At 49.4% G+C, this 17,742-nt stretch carries 14 protein-coding genes and 1 tRNA gene; 12 read left to right on the forward strand and 3 right to left on the reverse strand.

What is annotated here, in order from left to right; genetic code table 11:
- Positions 1-450: 450 nt before the first annotated feature.
- Entirely contained in the window at positions 451-1,536 is a 1,086-nt protein-coding gene (locus L6468_RS13370; RefSeq protein ID WP_237793588.1) for an AraC family transcriptional regulator, read from the forward strand.
- 249 nt (positions 1,537-1,785) lie between these two features.
- Here the strand turns inward: L6468_RS13370 and L6468_RS13375 are convergent, their stop codons facing one another.
- A complete protein-coding gene (locus L6468_RS13375) occupies positions 1,786-2,547 on the reverse strand; it encodes a hypothetical protein (protein ID WP_237793589.1) in 762 nt (253 codons plus the stop codon).
- A 179-nt stretch (positions 2,548-2,726) separates the two neighbouring features.
- Between L6468_RS13375 and L6468_RS13380 the strand changes: the two genes are divergently transcribed.
- Positions 2,727-3,806, forward strand: a complete 1,080-nt coding sequence (locus L6468_RS13380; RefSeq protein WP_237793590.1) for an AraC family transcriptional regulator — start codon at positions 2,727-2,729, stop codon at positions 3,804-3,806.
- Positions 3,807-3,893: 87 nt separating this feature from the next.
- Here L6468_RS13380 and typA read toward each other — a convergent pair whose 3' ends face one another.
- Positions 3,894-5,696 (reverse strand): translational GTPase TypA, encoded by a 1,803-nt coding sequence (gene typA / locus L6468_RS13385; protein ID WP_091813734.1) that lies wholly within the window; start codon positions 5,694-5,696, stop codon positions 3,894-3,896.
- Positions 5,697-5,766: 70 nt separating this feature from the next.
- Positions 5,767-5,840: transfer RNA gene (locus tag L6468_RS13390), tRNA-Met, on the reverse strand.
- 200 nt (positions 5,841-6,040) lie between these two features.
- Between L6468_RS13390 and L6468_RS13395 the strand changes: the two genes are divergently transcribed.
- The 10 genes from L6468_RS13395 to L6468_RS13440 all read left to right on the forward strand — a co-directional run bounded on the left by L6468_RS13395 (position 6,041) and on the right by L6468_RS13440 (position 17,732).
- Entirely contained in the window at positions 6,041-6,439 is a 399-nt protein-coding gene (locus L6468_RS13395; RefSeq protein WP_237793591.1) for an START-like domain-containing protein, read from the forward strand.
- A 154-nt stretch (positions 6,440-6,593) separates the two neighbouring features.
- Positions 6,594-8,591, forward strand: a complete 1,998-nt coding sequence (locus L6468_RS13400) for an LptF/LptG family permease (protein WP_091813729.1) — start codon at positions 6,594-6,596, stop codon at positions 8,589-8,591.
- Positions 8,560-9,768: a bifunctional 3,4-dihydroxy-2-butanone-4-phosphate synthase/GTP cyclohydrolase II gene (locus tag L6468_RS13405; protein WP_237796683.1), complete on the forward strand. Its 1,209-nt coding sequence runs from the start codon at positions 8,560-8,562 to the stop codon at positions 9,766-9,768. The genes L6468_RS13400 and L6468_RS13405 overlap by 32 nt, the downstream gene beginning before the upstream one ends.
- 51 nt (positions 9,769-9,819) lie before the next feature.
- Positions 9,820-11,640: a DUF6057 family protein gene (locus L6468_RS13410; protein WP_237793592.1), complete on the forward strand. Its 1,821-nt coding sequence runs from the start codon at positions 9,820-9,822 to the stop codon at positions 11,638-11,640.
- A gap of 1 nt (position 11,641) precedes the next feature.
- Entirely contained in the window at positions 11,642-13,138 is a 1,497-nt protein-coding gene (locus L6468_RS13415; protein ID WP_237793593.1) for a TolB family protein, read from the forward strand.
- A gap of 100 nt (positions 13,139-13,238) precedes the next feature.
- Positions 13,239-14,435, forward strand: coding sequence for a pyridoxal phosphate-dependent aminotransferase (locus L6468_RS13420; protein ID WP_091813720.1), 1,197 nt, complete (start codon positions 13,239-13,241; stop codon positions 14,433-14,435).
- 168 nt (positions 14,436-14,603) lie between these two features.
- The gene (locus L6468_RS13425; RefSeq protein WP_091813717.1) at positions 14,604-15,437 is read left to right on the forward strand and encodes a MotA/TolQ/ExbB proton channel family protein; all 834 of its coding nucleotides are present in this window, start codon (positions 14,604-14,606) and stop codon (positions 15,435-15,437) included.
- A gap of 31 nt (positions 15,438-15,468) precedes the next feature.
- The gene (locus L6468_RS13430) at positions 15,469-16,140 is read left to right on the forward strand and encodes an ExbD/TolR family protein (protein ID WP_091813714.1); all 672 of its coding nucleotides are present in this window, start codon (positions 15,469-15,471) and stop codon (positions 16,138-16,140) included.
- A 3-nt stretch (positions 16,141-16,143) separates the two neighbouring features.
- Positions 16,144-16,872, forward strand: a complete 729-nt coding sequence (locus L6468_RS13435; protein WP_091813711.1) for an ExbD/TolR family protein — start codon at positions 16,144-16,146, stop codon at positions 16,870-16,872.
- A 20-nt stretch (positions 16,873-16,892) separates the two neighbouring features.
- Positions 16,893-17,732, forward strand: a complete 840-nt coding sequence (locus tag L6468_RS13440; protein WP_091813708.1) for an energy transducer TonB — start codon at positions 16,893-16,895, stop codon at positions 17,730-17,732.
- Positions 17,733-17,742 lie beyond the last annotated feature (10 nt).

The following is a 17,742-nucleotide window of genomic DNA, read 5'->3' on the forward strand; positions in this document are numbered from 1 at the left end:
TGATGTCGGCACCCAGTTTGTAGCACTTACTGCCATAAGTGCCATTACTGTTGTTAATCCAGCCAACGAAGGTTGTCCAGTCGTCGGCATCAGCAATCACATAGGGGTCGCTGCTAGTTCCACTACCAGCAGGCGTACCTCCTGTTGCCCACGTCCCCACGGACGCGAGCAATGCGAGCAGGAATGTCATCACTACTCGCATTGAAGCTTTTGTTTGTAAATAATTAAACATCTGAATATATATATTTAAAAAATTAAGGTCGTGGTCGTAGCTCTACCAAAAAGGGTTAAGGTTTATGGTTGCTCATTCACGGGTGCAAAAGTACGATGAATTGGGGAAAAAAAAGGTATCAAATGATACAAATACCTATCAAATTGTACACTGTACCGAAAAATTTGGTGTTAAATTTTCGTGAAAGTGTTTGATTTTCCGTAATTTTGCACTCTGATATGATGTGTACAGATAATTTCTACTGGTATGGCGTGTCGGCAACGGCCTATTTGGTGACTTGCTGGGTGTTTGCTGGTGTGAGATGGTTTCACACTTGCAGGGCACCAAAGGAGCGTCATAGTTATATTTGGCCAGACAGGAAGATGCAAGTTTTTTTCTATCTGCTGGGCACCTGTTTGCTACCCTATGTGCTGAATCCCGGGAGCGAGTCGGCATGGATGCTGTGGAAGTCGTACTTCCCCTGTACCTATTATTTCTATTGCGGCGCACTGCTGTTTTGTTTCTTCGGTTCGGTGAAGCAATGGAATGAATGGAAGAAGGTCAGCACGCTTGCCGGTGCTATCACCATGGTGGCCATGGTGCCGCTGGTACTGGATGCATGGATTCCGGGGGGTATGCTGAAAGGAAGCTGTGCTAAGATATGGGGCAGTGTCATCGTGGCGGTGAGCATCCTGATGATGGGATATGCCGTCATGGCCATGGTCCAGATATGGAAATGGATGAAGGAGACGCGCGACCAGAACTACTCTAACCCTGAGGACTTCCCTGCAGACTATGCCCATCGTGTGTGGCTGGCCCCGGTACTGTTCACACCATGGCTCTGGGTGAGCTTTATCACAGACTCGCCCGATGTGATGATTGTGGCGAACCTGGTGCTGGCAGTCCTGAATATCATCCTGCTGATTAATGTGATGCCTGCATGGCGACGTGTAGTGATCCTGTCGCTCTCAGAGGAGGACGAGGAGCATGATGAGGAGCACGACGAGCTGGTAGAGGAGCGTACGAGGAAGATAGCCGAGGAGATAGTGCAGTTCGTGGAGAAGGACAAGGGCTATATGGATGCGCACCTGAAGCTGGAGCATGTGGTGGAGCATTGCAGCTACGGCCGTTCGTATGTTTCCGGGGTGCTGTCGGATCGTTTCGGTGGCTTCTCGGACTATGTGAACACGCTGCGCCTGAAGCAGTATGACGCGTATATGAAGGAGAACCCGCTGGCCACGACGGAGGCGGCAGCGGAAGCCAGTGGCTTCACGTCGTACCTGGCCTACCACAGGGCTAAGGAGAGACTGGAGAAAAAGAAATAAAAAACTCCGCAGATCGTCTTGGTCTGCGGAGTTTCTTTTTTCTTAGGATTCTATTTGGTCTACGGACTTAAAGGACCTTTTGGACTATAAAGCCCTTTGCGTTATCGGGTCATCTTCTGTACGAAGGTCTGACCGTTCTGGAAGAGGCGTGTGCCTGAATGCCACACAAAAGCAGTGGCAGACAGGCAAGCAACACACGGAAGGTAAAGAATCTGTTTTGTTTCATCATTATTATTGTTTATTCTTTATTCATAGCTTCTCGGCATCTTCTGTGGCATAGGTGGCCGCATCGATCACATTGCCATACTCCGACAGGGAGTAGAATATATAGCAATAGACCGCGATGCCCATGCAGAGCAACACGGTATAGGGGGTTATTTGGTGAGGGAATACGGCGGTGACCACTATCCCGCCAAGCCCAAAAAGTACGATGAGATGGCAGGATATCACAAACGAGTGGTGACCGCTGAGTACGGTACGCTTGGCTTCGGGTGTCCACCATTTTGGCGCCATTTCATCGGCTGGCATGCTTATCAGGTTGCGCCGTACAAGGAAATAGGTGCGGTAGAAAATGAAAGCAATATAACTGGCATGAGCGAAGAAAATGATAAAGGAAAAGTGGATAACGAAAAGTGAATAATTTGCTACCGCTGTCCAATAGGATGCGAGACCGACCAGGAGGATGGTGAGGTCGCGAAGGACGACTTTCTTCTTGAGATAGTCGGGACGCATCAGTGAGGTGTGGCTCCATCCGAAGAGGACACCGCCGATATGGAAATAACTGACTGAAAGGGCAGAGGCAGCTGCCGGCCATGAGGTGCGCCACTCGAAATAGGCATGCATGGCAAAACCGATGGCAAAGATGACGTAGCAAAGGGCTACCAGCATACGCGCACGACAGTAAACACCATAATTGCGGTACCAGATATTATTATACAGCAGCACGAAGGCTATCAGGAAATTGATGCCGGCTGCCATCAGAAGAACAATATGGTATAACTCGTGTGCCATTAAAGTTTATGGTTGACTAATTCCATTTTTCGGCTGCAAAAGTAATGTTTTTATATAAAAGAAGGTGTTAAAAATTCCACAATGGTGTTAGAAATTCCACAATAAGGTGTTTAAATTCCGCGAATTTTAACACCTAAATCGTCGTTTTTCCGCATTTTTTCGTAATTTTGCACTCCGAAATGGAATTGATGCAATTTTCTGCCGTCGTATTGCTGACGCTACTTGCGCTGAAGCTGCTGCTCCTGCCAAAGAAGGTGGGAGTGAATCCTGTGGTGGGAAATGCACGCTGGCTGATGACTGCCGGTATCGTTTTACTGGATATTCAGTTCCTGTTGCAATATACATTAGGATTGCGCGCCATGGGTGTGACCCAGGCAGTGATGGTCAACCTGTTATTGTTCATCCCCTGCAGTTGGAATATCTCACTGTCAATACTCTTCCTGCAGCGCAGAGGTCATGTCAGCACACTGGATAGATGGCTGGGAGGCATCGTATGGCTCATCGCACTGCTGCTGATAGGCACTGCCGCCTATATTGACGGACAGCCGCTATTCAGCGACACACCGGAACTGCACTGGGCGGAGGTAGCGTCATCCGTGCTATACCTGTTGCTACAGGGCCATTACAGTTGGCGACACCTGAAGAACCTGCGCTCTATGCGCAATACCTTGCAGAACTACTACGACCGCGATATGGACGGCATGCTGCTATGGATGCAGCTCAGCATCCTGGTGCTGATGGTACTGGCCTTGATGGTGCCACTGCTCATCTTTGTGGAGAGTAAAGGACTGGCCATATTCGGCATCCTGTTCTTTGCGGGAATATTCTACCTGGTAGACAGTTTCTCGAACTATGTGGTCAGTTCGGCTCCTAAACGAATGCTGGAGGCTGAGGAGAGTGAAGATGAAAAGGAGGAGGACACCGACCAAGCCGACTTCAGTGCCCAACTAATCACGAAATGGATTAATAATGGCGGATACCTGCAGATAGGAATGAAGTTGCCTACTACCGCCGAAGCCATCGGTATACCGCAATACCAGCTCTCTGCATGGGTCAAACAGCAGGGACTCACCTATGCCGGTTGGATAACCAGCCTGCGCATCGAAGAGGCCAAGCGTATGCTATGCGAGCATCCTGACTGGAACAATGAGACGGTGGCACAGCATTGCGGATTCAGTGACCGCAGCTATTTCCAGACGGTGTTTAAAAAGGAGACTGGCATGACACCTTCTGATTTCCAGGAAATGAAGAATCAATAAAAACGAACTACATACCATATACAAGAAAAGGCTCCCAAGACGAATCTTCGGGAGCCTTTATCATTTATATACGAAAAACAATGTGTATTAATTCTTGTTGGCCTTCTTGCGCTGGTCGTGGTCGAGGATGGCCTTACGGATACGCATAGACTTGGGCGTAACCTCTACCAGCTCGTCTTCCTTGATATACTCAAGGCACTCCTCAAGCGACATGATGACCTTAGGAATGATACGGGCCTTGTCATCGGTACCAGAGGCACGCACGTTGGTAAGCTGCTTAGCTTTGCAGACATTGACCACGAGGTCGTTGTCGTGGACATGTTCACCTACGACCTGACCCATATAGACATCTTCACCTGGATCGATGAAGAACTTACCACGGTCCTGCAACTTATCAATAGCGTAGGCAAAGGCATTACCGGTCTCAAGGGCAATCATAGAACCGTTGGCACGGCGCTCGATATCTCCCTTATAGGGCTGATACTCCTTGAAACGGTGGGCCATGATAGCCTCACCCTGAGAAGCGGTCAGCACATTGGTGCGCAGACCGATGATACCACGTGAGGGGATATCGAACTCGATATTGGTGCGCTCGCCCTGAGCCTCCATAGAGGTCATCTCACCCTTACGGCGGGTAACCATATCAATCATCTTGGAAGCGAACTCCTCGGGCACGTTGATGGTGAGTTCCTCGATAGGCTCGTTCTTCACACCGTCAATCTCCTTATAGATAACCTGGGGCTGGCCAACCTGCAGCTCGTAGCCCTCGCGACGCATGGTCTCGATAAGCACAGAGAGATGGAGCACACCACGGCCACTGACAATCCACTTGTCGGTAGAGTCCTCGAACTGCTCTACATGGAGGGCGAGGTTCTTCTCAAGCTCTTTCTGCAGACGGTCGTTGATATGACGAGAGGTAACGAACTTACCCTCCTTACCGAAGAAGGGAGAGTCGTTGATCTGGAAGAGCATAGACATGGTAGGCTCATCGATAGCAATAGGAGGCAGGGGCTCGGGATTCTCGAGGTCGCAGATAGTGTCGCCAATCTCGAACTTCTCCAGGCCGATTACTGCACAGATATCACCGCACTCAACCTCGTCAGTGCGCTGGTGACCCATACCATCAAAGGTGTGGAGCTCCCTAATCTTGGTCTTCTCCATAGAACCATCACGATGGGCAATGGTGACCTGCATACCGTCCTTGAGGGTGCCGCGATGTACGCGACCCACGGCGATACGGCCTGTGTAAGAGCTATAGTCGAGAGAGGTGATCAGCATCTGAGGGGTACCCTCGAGCTTCTGAGGAGCAGGAATCACCTCTACAATCTTATCAAGAAGATAGGTAATGTCAGTGGTGGGGTTGTTGTAGTCCTCACCCATCCATCCGTTCTTGGCAGAGCCATAGACAACGGGGAAGTCGAGCTGGTCCTCGGTAGCATTCAGCGAGAACATCAGGTCGAATACCATCTCGTAGACCTCCTCAGGACGGCAGTTGGGCTTATCTACCTTATTAACTACCACGATAGGCTTCAGACCAATCTGGAGTGCCTTCTGCAGCACGAAACGGGTCTGAGGCATGGGGCCCTCAAAAGCGTCGACGAGCAACAGACAGCCGTCGGCCATATTAAGTACACGCTCTACCTCGCCACCGAAGTCGCTGTGTCCCGGAGTATCGATGATATTGATTTTGGTGCCTTTCCAATTGATAGAAACGTTCTTGGAAAGAATGGTGATACCGCGCTCGCGCTCCAGGTCATTGGCGTCAAGTACCTGGTTGCTCAGGTTCTGTCCCTCACGGAAAAGATTTCCTGCCAGCATCATTTTGTCGACCAGTGTTGTCTTACCGTGGTCTACGTGTGCAATAATTGCAATGTTCCTAATGTCTTGCATAATACTAATACCTTAAAAAAAAATGCCGAGAAAGTATCCTCGGCACAATCCAGCATTTCGCCTCTTTCAGTAGCGGGAGCCGGGATTGAACCGGCGACCTCATGATTATGAATCATGCGCTCTAACCAGCTGAGCTATCCCGCCATCTGCTTGTAAGCGGGTGCAAAGGTACTGCTAAAAATTAAGAATTAAGAATTAAGAATTAAGAATTTTCTTCTACTTAACATTTTTTATGAAACAACACGTATTTTTTCCGTATCTATGGCGGTTTTTTCCGTCTTTTTTTGTACTTTTGTACCCGAATAACTAATCTTGTGATAAAGTAAAAACTTACCAGTAACGATATGCTGAAACAACGATTAAACTTGGAATATCCCCTTGCCGCAGGAAAACCCGACCTGCTTTGGCAGTTACTGAGCACAGATCATGGATTGGAGCGTTGGTTGGCCGACCGCGTTGTAGAAGACAACGGCGTGATGCAGCTGACGTGGGGCAGTCCTTACGGTGAACATCACACACTAAGTGCCAACATAGTAGAGCGACAGAAAAACAGTCATATACGTCTGCAATGGGTAGACGAAGAAGAACCGGAAGCTTATTGGGAAATGAGAATTGGCAAGAGCGAACTGACGGAAGAACTTTGTCTGTGCGTAGTGGACTTTGCCCCAGCAGAAGATATTGAAGACCTGCACGAACTGTGGGACGACAATCTGGACCGACTGCATCAGTCGAGCGGATTTTAAGATTCAAGGATTAAGGTTTGAGGTTTAAGGTTTTTGTATCCCTCCGGTAACAAGCGAGCGGAGGTTTATTGTTAAAAAATAACAAGGTACACGAGAAATCTCAAACCTCAAACCCCAAACCTCAAAAAAAATGAGTACCTTTGCAGCCTGAATTATGTTTAGGATAAAGAAATTAGATATATTTATCGCGAAACAGTTTGGACTGCTTTTCGTAGGAACCTTCTTCATTTGCCTCTTTGTGCTGATGATGCAGTTCCTATGGCGTTATGTTGACGAACTTATCGGAAAGGGACTGTCCATGGAAATCCTGGCACAGTTCTTTTGGTATATGGCCCTGGGACTGATGCCGCAGGCCTTCCCCCTGGCTATCCTGCTGTCATCACTGATTGCCTACGGAAACCTGGGCGAAAGCAGTGAGCTGACTGCCATTAAGGCGGCAGGCATCTCGCTGATGCAGTCTATGCGTTCACTCATTTTCATTGTACTCTGCATCGCAGGTATCTCATTCTACTTCCAAAACGTCGTGGTGCCCAGTGCTAACATGCAGCTGAAGCAACTGCTGGTATCCATGAAACAGAAGAGTCCGGAACTGGAGATTCCTGAAGGTACATTCTACGACGGAATTCCCAATTCAAACCTATACGTTGAGAAGAAGGACCTGAAAACCGGTCACCTGTACGGCATCATGATTTACCGTCAGACAGGCTCGTATGAGGATCAGACCATTATCCTTGCCGACTCAGGCATGTTGCAGTCTACAGCGGAGAAAAAGCACCTGCTGCTGACGCTATGGAATGGCGAATGGTTTGAGAACATGCGCTCACAGGATATGGGTGGCACGGCCGAGGTGCCTTATCGCCGCGAGTCATTCGGACATAAACAGATTCTGCTGGACTTTGACGGTGATTTCAATCTGGCCGATGCCAGCAACTTCACAAATGATGCCAGTGCGAAGAGTGTCATGCGCATCCTGCACGACCTGGACTCTATCAAGTTATCCAACGATTCTATAGGACGTTCCTTCTTCGAGGAGGCCAGGAACTATACCTTCAGGACAGAGGAGCTGACCCCGCAGGACTCGGTTAAGCTCCAGTCACTGACCGCCGAGGACATCCCCGTCATGGACAGCGTCTATGCGAAGATGAACCAGGACAAGCAACGCGAAGTGGCACGACAGGCCGCACGTCAGGCACAAAACGCACTGAGCGATGTGGAGATGAAGAGCGACTACGCAAAATACCAGAACCGCCTGGAGCGTGTGCACCTGCTGGAGGCCATCGGGAAATTCACCCTGGCACTTTCATGTATCATCTTCTTCTTTATCGGTGCACCACTGGGAGCTATTATCCGAAAAGGCGGACTGGGTGTGCCTGTCATCGTGTCGGTCATTGTGTTCCTGGTATTCTACCTATTGGATATGACAGGCATGCGTATGGCCCGTGATGACAACTGGACCGTATGGTTCGGGCGCAGCATATCCACGGTAGTACTGGCACCGCTGGCAGTCTTCTTCACGTATAAGGCCAACCGCGACTCTACGGTCTTCAACATTGACGCCTACCGCCTCTTCCTCATGCGCATACTGGGTCTGCGCATGAAGCGCAACATCACACGCAAGGAGGTGATTATCGAGGAGCCGAAATACCGCATGGATGCCAATATGCTCCAGACTATCAACGAGGATATCGCCATCTATTCGGAAACACACAAGCTATTACGCTGGCCGTCCCCCATCAAGGTATTCTTCCGTGCCGGTGACGATCATGAGATAGAACATATCAACGAGGTGCTGGAGACGACTATCGAGGACCTGGGATACGCACGCGACAAGCATGTACTATATACACTCAACGAGTATCCTATCATAGCCACGCATGCACACACGCGTCCGTTTGAAAAGAAATGGCTGAATATCGTCAGCGGTCTGTTCCTGCCCCTGGGTATCTTCTTCTATTGCCGCATGATACGCTTCCGCCTGCGCCTGTACCGCGACCTGCGCGACATCAGCAATACTAGCAACAAGTTGATGCCAATTATCCAGGAGCTGGCCGACAAGCAAAAGGACAAGTTGCTGGACGAGACTTATAAAGATTATACAAAACTTGAAATACAACAAAATGATGGAGACATTCAAGCTGAACAAGATAAGTGAGGCCATCGATGATTTTCGTGATGGTAAGTTTGTAATCGTGGTAGACGACGAAGACCGCGAGAACGAGGGTGACCTGATCTGTGCCGCAGAGAAGATTACACCTGAGATGGTGAACTTCATGCTGAAATATGCACGTGGCGTATTGTGCGCACCTATCACAATCAGTCGCAGTGAGGAACTGGACCTGCCCCATCAGGTCAGTGAGAACACCTCTGTGCTGGGTACGCCCTTCACAGTGACGGTGGACAAGCTGGAAGGATGTACCACCGGTGTGTCGGCTCACGACCGCGCCGCTACCATCCAGGCATTGGCCGACCCTGCATCAACCCCTCAGACGTTTGGACGTCCAGGTCATATCAACCCGCTTTATGCACAGGACAACGGCGTACTGCGCAGGAGTGGACACACGGAGGCTGCAGTAGACCTGTGCCGTCTGGCAGGACTCTACCCCGCAGGTGCACTGATGGAAATCATGAATGATGATGGTACGATGGCCCGTATGCCGGAGCTGCAGGCCTTTGCCCAGGAGCACAACCTGAAGATTATCACCATCAAGGACCTGATTGCCTACCGCCTGCAGCAGGAGTCACTGATTGAGGTGGGCGAAGAGGTGGATATGCCTACAGAATACGGTCATTTCCGTATCATCCCCTTCCGTCAGAAGAGCAACGGACAGGAGCACTTCGCCCTGATAAAGGGTGAATGGAAAGAGGATGAACCCATCCTCGTACGCGTACATTCTTCATGTATGACGGGCGACATCCTGGGAAGCCGACGCTGCGATTGTGGCGAACAGCTCCACAAGGCCATGCAGAAGATAGAGAAAGAGGGCAAGGGTGTCATCGTATATATGCAGCAGGAAGGCCGCGGCATAGGACTGATGAATAAGTTGGCCGCCTACAAACTGCAGGAGGAAGGCTACGACACGGTAGATGCCAACCTCTGTCTGGGATTCAAGGCTGATGAGCGCGACTATGGTTGCGGTGCACAGATGTTGCGCCACATAGGCGTACACAAGATGCGTCTGATGACCAACAACCCCGTGAAACGCGTAGGACTGGAGGCCTACGGACTGGAAATCACGGAGAATGTGCCCATCGAGGTAACACCGAACGAATACAACCTCCGCTATCTGAGAACAAAACAAGAGCGCATGGGACACACACTACACCTGTAGTCCACCACGCTGACGAAAACCTAAGACCAAACACCAATAACACTAACCCAAATGAAAAAAATTATACCGATAGCACTATGGCTGGGCGCACTATCACTGATAGCTTGCGCCCTGCTGTGTTTTGAGTCCGACCTGCTTTGGAAGGTACAGCAACAGAACCTGTTCCTCTGTTCATCACTGTTCTTTAAGCAAATGATGGTGACGTCAGGTGGTATGCTCTCCTATCTTGGCACATTCTTTACACAGTTTTTCTACCATCCATGGATAGGCGTCGTGATGCTATGCGGCTGGTGGTGGCTGCTTATGTGGCTGGTGAAACGAGCGTTCCAGATACCCGACAGGTGGATGCTGCTGACGCTCATACCGGTGGGGTTCCTGCTGATAGCCGACACGAGTCTGGACTACTGGATTTACATCCTGAAGCTGAAGGGGTATTTTTTCTCGGCAACCATCGGCACCACAGTTGGCGTGGCATTATTATGGCTGTTCCGCATCCTGCCACATAACATTTGGTTACGCATGGGGCTTGTCGTGCTGACCGTGGCAACAGGCTATCCCCTGATGGGTGCCTATGCCCTGGCCACAGCCTTGCTGATGGGGATTTGGACATGGCGGCTGACAAACGCAAGAAAAGAAAACATCTGCGTGTCTGTCATTGCCCTACTGAGCATCATCGTCATCCCCCTGGCCTGTTATCGCTATGTGTACTATCAGACTCACATCAGCGATATCTACCTGACGGCACTTCCCGTCTTCACAGAAACAGAGACGCTATACGCCTACTATATCCCGTACTATCTGTTGGCGTTGTACTTTCTCGTCATGGCGGTTGTCCGCCTGAACCCCACAAAACCCATTAAGCCCACTAAGCCCATTAAACCCATCCTCCTCCAAGCCCTGCTCCTAGTCGCCCTCATCGCCTGCATCTGGCATTTCTGGTATAAGGACGACAACTACCACCACGAGCTACGCATGCAGCGCTGCATAGAACAGGCCGACTGGCAAGGCGTGATTGACGAGGGAAAGAAGCAGGAAGGGGAGCCCACACGTGCTATTGTGATGATGCACAACCTGGCGCTGAGCCGGTTGGGACTACAGTGCGACATGATGTACAGCTTTCCTAAAGGATCGAAAAAGCCCAACACACCTTTGCATGTATTCATGTATAACACGGCCGGACGGCTGATATACTATCATTACGGCATGATGAACGAGTGCCACCGTATATGCATGGAAGAAGGCGTAGAGTATGGATGGAGCGTAGAACGGTTGCAATATATGGCAAGGAATGCGCTGTTCAACAATGAAGCACGGGCCACGATGAAGTTCCTGAACCTGCTCAGGCAGACCTGTTATTATGGCGACTGGGCCGACCACTTTGAGGGTCTTATCAACCGGCCTGACCTGATGGCCAGTGATACGGAGACGGGGCCCATCACACACATGATGCATTATCCTGATGTGCAAAGCGCTGGTGACGGTTTCGTAGAGAAGAACCTCATGGAGGTGCTCTCAAAGACAGACGCCAACGAACCTTATTTCCAGGAACAGGCTGTGCTGGCTGCGATGTGGACCAGGAACACAGCTGATTTCTGGGCACGCTTTGAACATTATGTCAACATGCATCCCAACAGGCCTGTGCCACGTATCTTCCAGGAGGCAGCCTACCTCTTTGGCAATATGGAGAACCTGTCATTCACAGAAGAACTGCCTGTCAACAAGGACGTGAAGGAAAATCTCCACGGCTTCATACAGGTCATGCAGCAATGCAACTGGAAACCTAATGCGCAGGTACGCAACTATCTGTACCAGAGATACGGTACAACCTATTATTTTGAATTCTTCTTCCTAAAGGATATTACTTATTTTTGATATGAAGAAACTGTTTGCTATCATTATCGTCGCACTGTCACTGACGGCCTGCGGCAACCAGATACCCACCACATACGCCGAGTCAGAGGAGTCGCCGGCCATCTATCCCGACTACACCGGTGTCACGGTACCCATCAACATCGCACCTTTAACCTTCGAACCTGACGGGAAAAGCGATGGCATCGTGGCACGACTGACTGCTGGTGACAAGGAGATTATCTGCGGAGGCACAAAGGTACAACCGGACTTCGACGACTGGCACCGTCTTACAGAATGTGCGAAAGGACAGGCCATCAAGGTGGAGGTTTATATCCAGAAGGATGGTCAGTGGACTAAGTTCAAGCCATTTGACATCTATGTATCTCCCGACTCCATCGACCCGTATATCAGTTACCGACTGATAGCGCCATCGTATATTACCTACGAGGAGCTAACCATCAACCAACGGTGCCTGGAGAACTATGACGAGGAGGTGATCTACGATAACATGCTCTGTCAGAATCCCGCAGACGGACAGTGTGTCAACTGCCATAGCTATCAGCAGTACAACCCTGAGCGGATGCAGTTTCATGCGCGTCAGTATCAGGGAGGAACCGTCATCGCCTACGACGGAAAGATACGTAAGATTAACATGACGTCCGACTCTATCCTTTCGGCCGGTGTCTATCCTGCCTGGCATCCATGGCTGCCGCTGATAGTCTATTCCACGAACAAGACGATGCAGACCTTCCACATCACCAATCCAGACAAGATTGAAGTGTTTGACACGGAGAGCGACTTGATAGCCTACGACGTGGAACGCAACGAGGTGACGAATATTGAAAAGGAAGCAACAGAGTTTGAGGTGTTCCCGACCTGGGCTCCTGACGGCAAGGCACTCTACTACTGCAGTGCACATTTCGAGTTCAAGGATACGGTGTCACCTGGCGTAGAACTCATTCAGCGCTTCAAGGAGGTGAAATATAATATCTACAGGAAGCGTTTTGACCTGGGAACCAAGACATTCGGGCCGCGCGAACTGGTGTTCCGTGCAGATACCCTAGACATGAGCACCACCCTGCCCCGTGTCTCACCCGATGGCCGTTATCTGATGTTTACAATGGGCAAATATGGAGTATTCCATATCTGGCATAAGGACGCTGACCTGTATATGCTGGATCTTGCCAATGGAAAGGTTCGCTGCATGGACGAAATCAACTCGCCCGACGTGGAGAGCTATCACTCATGGTCAAGCAACGGTCGCTGGGTGGTCTTCAGCAGCCGTCGTGACGATGGGAATTTCACGCGTCCGTTCATTGCTCACATCGATAAAAACGGGCATGGAGGAAAACCGTTCGAATTGCCCTGTGCCGATCCCGATTATCACCGCCAGTTCATGAAGAGTTACAATATCCCTGAATTGATGAAAGGTGCAGTCAAAATCACCCCACAGTCATTTGCCGACGCACTCAAGAAAGACGGAGAACAGGTGAAGTATGTACAACATCTTAACAAATAGCAGGAGATAGTGCATAAAAAACAAAAATTAGAAATTTTTTCTTTGCGAAGAGAAACTTTTTGATTAATTTTGCACGCCGAAAGAAACATTTTGAAAACATATGGCACAATTATCTAACCGTTTGCAGCGACTTGCACCTTCAGCTACACTGGCTATGTCGCAAAAGAGCTCTGAGATGAAGGCTCAGGGTATTGACGTGATTAACTTGAGCGTCGGAGAACCCGACTTCAACACGCCCGACCACATAAAGGAGGCTGCCAAACGAGCCGTAGACGAAAACTTTTCGCGCTACTCGCCCGTACCAGGCTATCCCGAACTGCGTAAGGCTATCGTAGAGAAGTTGAAGCGTGAGAACGGACTGGACTATCAGATGAGCGAGATTCTGGTAAGTAATGGTGCCAAGCAGAGTGTCTGCAACACCGTAATGGCATTGGTGAACCCCGGCGAAGAGGTCATCATACCCGCTCCCTACTGGGTCAGCTATCCACAGATGGCTCTGCTGGCTGGTGGTACCCCTGTATTTGTAGAGGCAACCTTCGAGCAGAACTTCAAGATGACTCCCGAACAGCTGGAGGCTGCCATCACCCCAAAGACCAGACTGCTGATTCTCTGTTCACCCAGCAACCCAACTGGTTCGGTTTATAATAAAGAGGAATTGCGTGCGCTCGCGAACATTATATTAAAACACGAGGATCTGTACGTCCTGGCTGACGAGATCTATGAGCATATCAACTACGTGGGTCATCATGAGTCTATCGCTCAGTTCCCTGGTATGAAGGAGCGCACCATCATCGTCAACGGTGTCAGCAAGGCATATGCCATGACCGGCTGGCGCATTGGCTACATCGCCGGTCCTGAGTGGATTGTAAAGGGTTGTAACAAACTGCAAGGCCAGTACACCAGTGGTCCCTGCTCTGTAAGCCAGAAGGCTGCAGAGTTTGCCTACACACAGAGTCAGCAGTGCGTGGAAGAGATGCGTCAGGCCTTTGAGCGTCGTCGCAACCTCATCGTGGAACTTGCCAAGCAGATTCCCGGACTGGAAGTGAATGTTCCCGAGGGCGCGTTCTATCTGTTCCCCAAATGCTCAAGTTTCTATGGCAAGACAACGCCCGACGGCCAGAAAATTGAGAACAGTACAGATTTGGCCATGTATCTGCTCGAAGTAGGACATGTGGCTACCGTGGGAGGTGATGCCTTCGGTGACCCCGACTGCTTCCGCATGAGTTATGCCACCAGCGACGACAATATCCGTGAGGCAATGCGCCGTATAGGAGAGGCACTAAAATCCTTAAAATAAGCGTTAAATGTAGTTAATTAAAGCGGAAGTACGCATTTATTTGCTACCTTTGCGAGGTGATTGCGCCCAGAGGCTAATAGCCTATGGGCATTCGTCGGCTAAATAATACTTAATCGAACAATTACAATTTAATAAATTCTTATAACTTAAAAACAAAACAAAACAATTATGGCAACAACACAGAAAGCCGCTGCTCCTGCAGCAAAAAAAACTAGTAGCGTCGGTATCAAGGATGCTATCTGGGTAATCGTACTTTGTGCAGCTATTGCATTCTGCAACTTCTTCTTCAACTTCGGTCAGGCCGCTAACTTCGAAGGTGGTGACGCCGCTGGTGCTCCTCTGAACATCTGGGGTACTATCTATAAAGGTGGTGTTATCGTGCCTGTGATCCACACACTGTTGCTTACTGTGCTCTTCATGGCTATCGAGCGCGTATTCGCTCTGAGCAAGTGTATCGGTAAGGAGAAGCTCGCTACATTCCTGGCTAAGATCAAGGCTGACCTGAAGGCTCTGAACTTCGACGCTGCTCTGCAGCACTGCGCACAGCAGGGTGGTTCTGTAGCTAACGTGGTTCGCGCTACTATCACTGCCTACAAAGAGGCTGACGCCGCTCAGGGTGTTAAGAAGGAAGTGAAGATCGCTCGCATCCAGGCTGCTCACGAGGAGGCTATCGCAGTAGAGATGCCTACTCTGACAATGAACCTTCCTCTGATTGCAACCATCGTTACTCTGGGTACTCTGACTGGTCTGCTCGGTACTGTGGTTGGTATGATCAAGTCATTCCAGGCTCTGGCACAAGGTGGTGGCGGTGACTCTGTTGAGCTGTCAACCGGTATTTCTGAGGCTCTGATCAACACCGCATTCGGTATCGGTACATCATGGCTCGCCGTTGTATCTTATAACTTCTTCACCAACCGCATCGATAAGATTTCGTTTGCATTGGACGAGATTGGTTATTCACTTGCTCAGACCTACAACGCTACACACGCAGACGAGGCTTAATTTTGTCTAACCCTTTAATCAATTTACTACTATGGGTAAGATAAAAATTAAGAAAAACGATGTCTGGATCGACATGACGCCTATGTCGGACGTGATGGTGCTGCTGCTGACATTCTTTATGTTGTCAGTAAACTTCACGAAGAACGAGGTGGTGAAGGTCATAACGCCAGGTTCTACAACCATGGCCAAGGTATCTTCATCAGCCATTCTTGATATCACGATCGACCCCGAAGGCCGCGTGTTGATGAGCACTGACAAGACGGTGACGATGCAGAAGGCACTCGATCAGATGCTCAAGGACCGTGAGACCAATCTCACGCCAGACCAGAAGCAAGAGATTATCAACTTCAATCAGATTGGTATTCCCGTGAAGAGCATGCCCGAATTCCTGAGCAAGAGCCACGAGGATCAGATCAAACTGATGAAGGTGACAGGTATTCCAACCGATAGTCTGCAGAATCGCGAAGACAAGATGAGTGAATTCCAGCTTTGGGTAAAAGCTATGAAGAATGGCTACAAAGAGTGGTACAACGATCTGTCTGACGCAGAGAAGACCGAGGTTTCAAGCGCTAAGCTCGAAATCAATATCAAGGCCGACAAGGATACTCCTTACAGTGCTGTCAAATTGGTCATCGCTGAATTGCAGGACATCAATGAGAGCCGCTACAAGTTGGTTACACAAGCTAAGAAATTGGAGGAATAAGATATGGCTAAGAAAAAAGAAAGCAAGCAGAAGAAAATGACCACCCGCGTGGACTTCACGCCTATGGTGGATATGATGATGCTTCTTATTACCTTCTTCATGCTGGTGGGTTCACTGCAGAAGCCTCAGGCCATGCACCTTACCATGCCTGCAAAGGATGATAACATGACCGCTGAGGATAAGGATAAGTCAAAGACAGAGAACACGATCACACTGTATCTGGCTGCAGACAACAAGCTCTATTACTACATCGTGGACAAGAAGGAAGATTTCGGTAAACCCGAATACCTGAAAGAGACCACATGGGGGAAGGAAGGTATCCGTGAAGTACTGCGCAACCACCGTCACGCTCCTACCAAGGTGCTGATGGATGCCAAGAAGCAGCTTGACACTTGGTTCAACACACTGCCAAAGTCTCAGCAGGAGACTAACGACTCTATCTACAACCGTGCTTTGATTATGATTAAGAAAGGTCACGTGGATATTGTTGAAAATGGTCAGCTGAACAAGGCCAGGTATGATAAGGTTGACAAGGACATGAGGAATTACGAAGAGACAAACATGGTACCCACGCTGGCCGTGAATATCAAGCCTCTGGACAATTCTAATTATGACAACCTGGTAACAATACTGGACGAAATGCAGATTTGTTGTATCGGTAAGTACGTAATCGATAAGGTTAACGAAAAAGATATGCCAATTCTGGAAGAGAATGGTATTAAACTCCAATAACCCATTAAAACGAAAGAACTATGTCAAAGATAGATCTGTTAGACCAAAAATGGATTGACCTCGTATTCGAAGGTAAAAACGAGGCATATGGTGCTTATACTATTCGTCAGGACACCAGCAGACGTAACCTTTATGCCATGTTGGCATTGGTTGGCGGTCTTGCCTTTATCGTTATCGCATTCCTGGGTGTTAACGTAGCACAGAATGCTATCGCAGCTGCTCAGGCAGAGCACGAAACCGAAGTTGCTCTTGAGGCAATTGAGGAAGAGCTGGAGGAAGATAAGGACGATGAAGAGATCGTTTACGAACTTGAAGAATTGGAACAGCTCGTTGCTGAGGAGACTGTGATGAACTCTGAGAAGTTTACCGCCTATGAAATGGAAGACGATGCTCCCGAGCAGGTTACCAAGACACAGGATGAGGTTGCCCAGAGTGATGTTGCAATCGGTGCTATCGACTACGATCAGGGTAGCAACGAGGCTGAGCACGTTCTGAAGGTAAATGAGAAGGTTGTGGACGAGGTTCCACCAAAGGTAGAAGAAACAAAGGTCTTCGATGTTGTAGAACAGATGCCTCAGTTCAAAGGCGGTGATGCTGCCCTGATGGCTTACCTGAACAGCCACATCAAGTACCCCGTTATTGCTGAGGAGAACGGTATTCAGGGCCGTGTTGTTACCACATTCGTGGTTGAGCGCGACGGTTCTATCACCGATGTCAAGATTATCAAATCTGTTGACCCCTCACTCGACAAGGAAGCCGTTCGCGTTGTGAAGTCAATGCCGAAGTGGAATCCTGGTAAGCAGAACGGTTCTGCCGTACGTGTGAAGTTCACACTCCCTGTAACCTTCCGTTTGCAGTAAGCACATTTTC

Origin of the sequence: Prevotella communis (assembly GCF_022024115.1) — a bacterium.
In the GTDB taxonomy this organism is placed as follows: Bacteria; Bacteroidota; Bacteroidia; order Bacteroidales; family Bacteroidaceae; genus Prevotella; species Prevotella communis.

What these genes read in the sequence shown, in the direction of transcription:
- L6468_RS13370 (WP_237793588.1), top strand. Translation starts at nt 451, where the DNA reads ATGATGTGTACAGATAATTTCTACTGGTATGGCGTGTCGGCAACGGCC.
- L6468_RS13375 (WP_237793589.1), bottom strand. Translation starts at nt 2,547, where the DNA reads ATGGCACACGAGTTATACCATATTGTTCTTCTGATGGCAGCCGGCATC.
- L6468_RS13380 (WP_237793590.1), top strand. Translation starts at nt 2,727, where the DNA reads ATGGAATTGATGCAATTTTCTGCCGTCGTATTGCTGACGCTACTTGCG.
- typA (WP_091813734.1), bottom strand. Translation starts at nt 5,696, where the DNA reads ATGCAAGACATTAGGAACATTGCAATTATTGCACACGTAGACCACGGT.
- L6468_RS13395 (WP_237793591.1), top strand. Translation starts at nt 6,041, where the DNA reads ATGCTGAAACAACGATTAAACTTGGAATATCCCCTTGCCGCAGGAAAA.
- L6468_RS13400 (WP_091813729.1), top strand. Translation starts at nt 6,594, where the DNA reads ATGTTTAGGATAAAGAAATTAGATATATTTATCGCGAAACAGTTTGGA.
- L6468_RS13405 (WP_237796683.1), top strand. Translation starts at nt 8,560, where the DNA reads ATGGAGACATTCAAGCTGAACAAGATAAGTGAGGCCATCGATGATTTT.
- L6468_RS13410 (WP_237793592.1), top strand. Translation starts at nt 9,820, where the DNA reads ATGAAAAAAATTATACCGATAGCACTATGGCTGGGCGCACTATCACTG.
- L6468_RS13415 (WP_237793593.1), top strand. Translation starts at nt 11,642, where the DNA reads ATGAAGAAACTGTTTGCTATCATTATCGTCGCACTGTCACTGACGGCC.
- L6468_RS13420 (WP_091813720.1), top strand. Translation starts at nt 13,239, where the DNA reads ATGGCACAATTATCTAACCGTTTGCAGCGACTTGCACCTTCAGCTACA.
- L6468_RS13425 (WP_091813717.1), top strand. Translation starts at nt 14,604, where the DNA reads ATGGCAACAACACAGAAAGCCGCTGCTCCTGCAGCAAAAAAAACTAGT.
- L6468_RS13430 (WP_091813714.1), top strand. Translation starts at nt 15,469, where the DNA reads ATGGGTAAGATAAAAATTAAGAAAAACGATGTCTGGATCGACATGACG.
- L6468_RS13435 (WP_091813711.1), top strand. Translation starts at nt 16,144, where the DNA reads ATGGCTAAGAAAAAAGAAAGCAAGCAGAAGAAAATGACCACCCGCGTG.
- L6468_RS13440 (WP_091813708.1), top strand. Translation starts at nt 16,893, where the DNA reads ATGTCAAAGATAGATCTGTTAGACCAAAAATGGATTGACCTCGTATTC.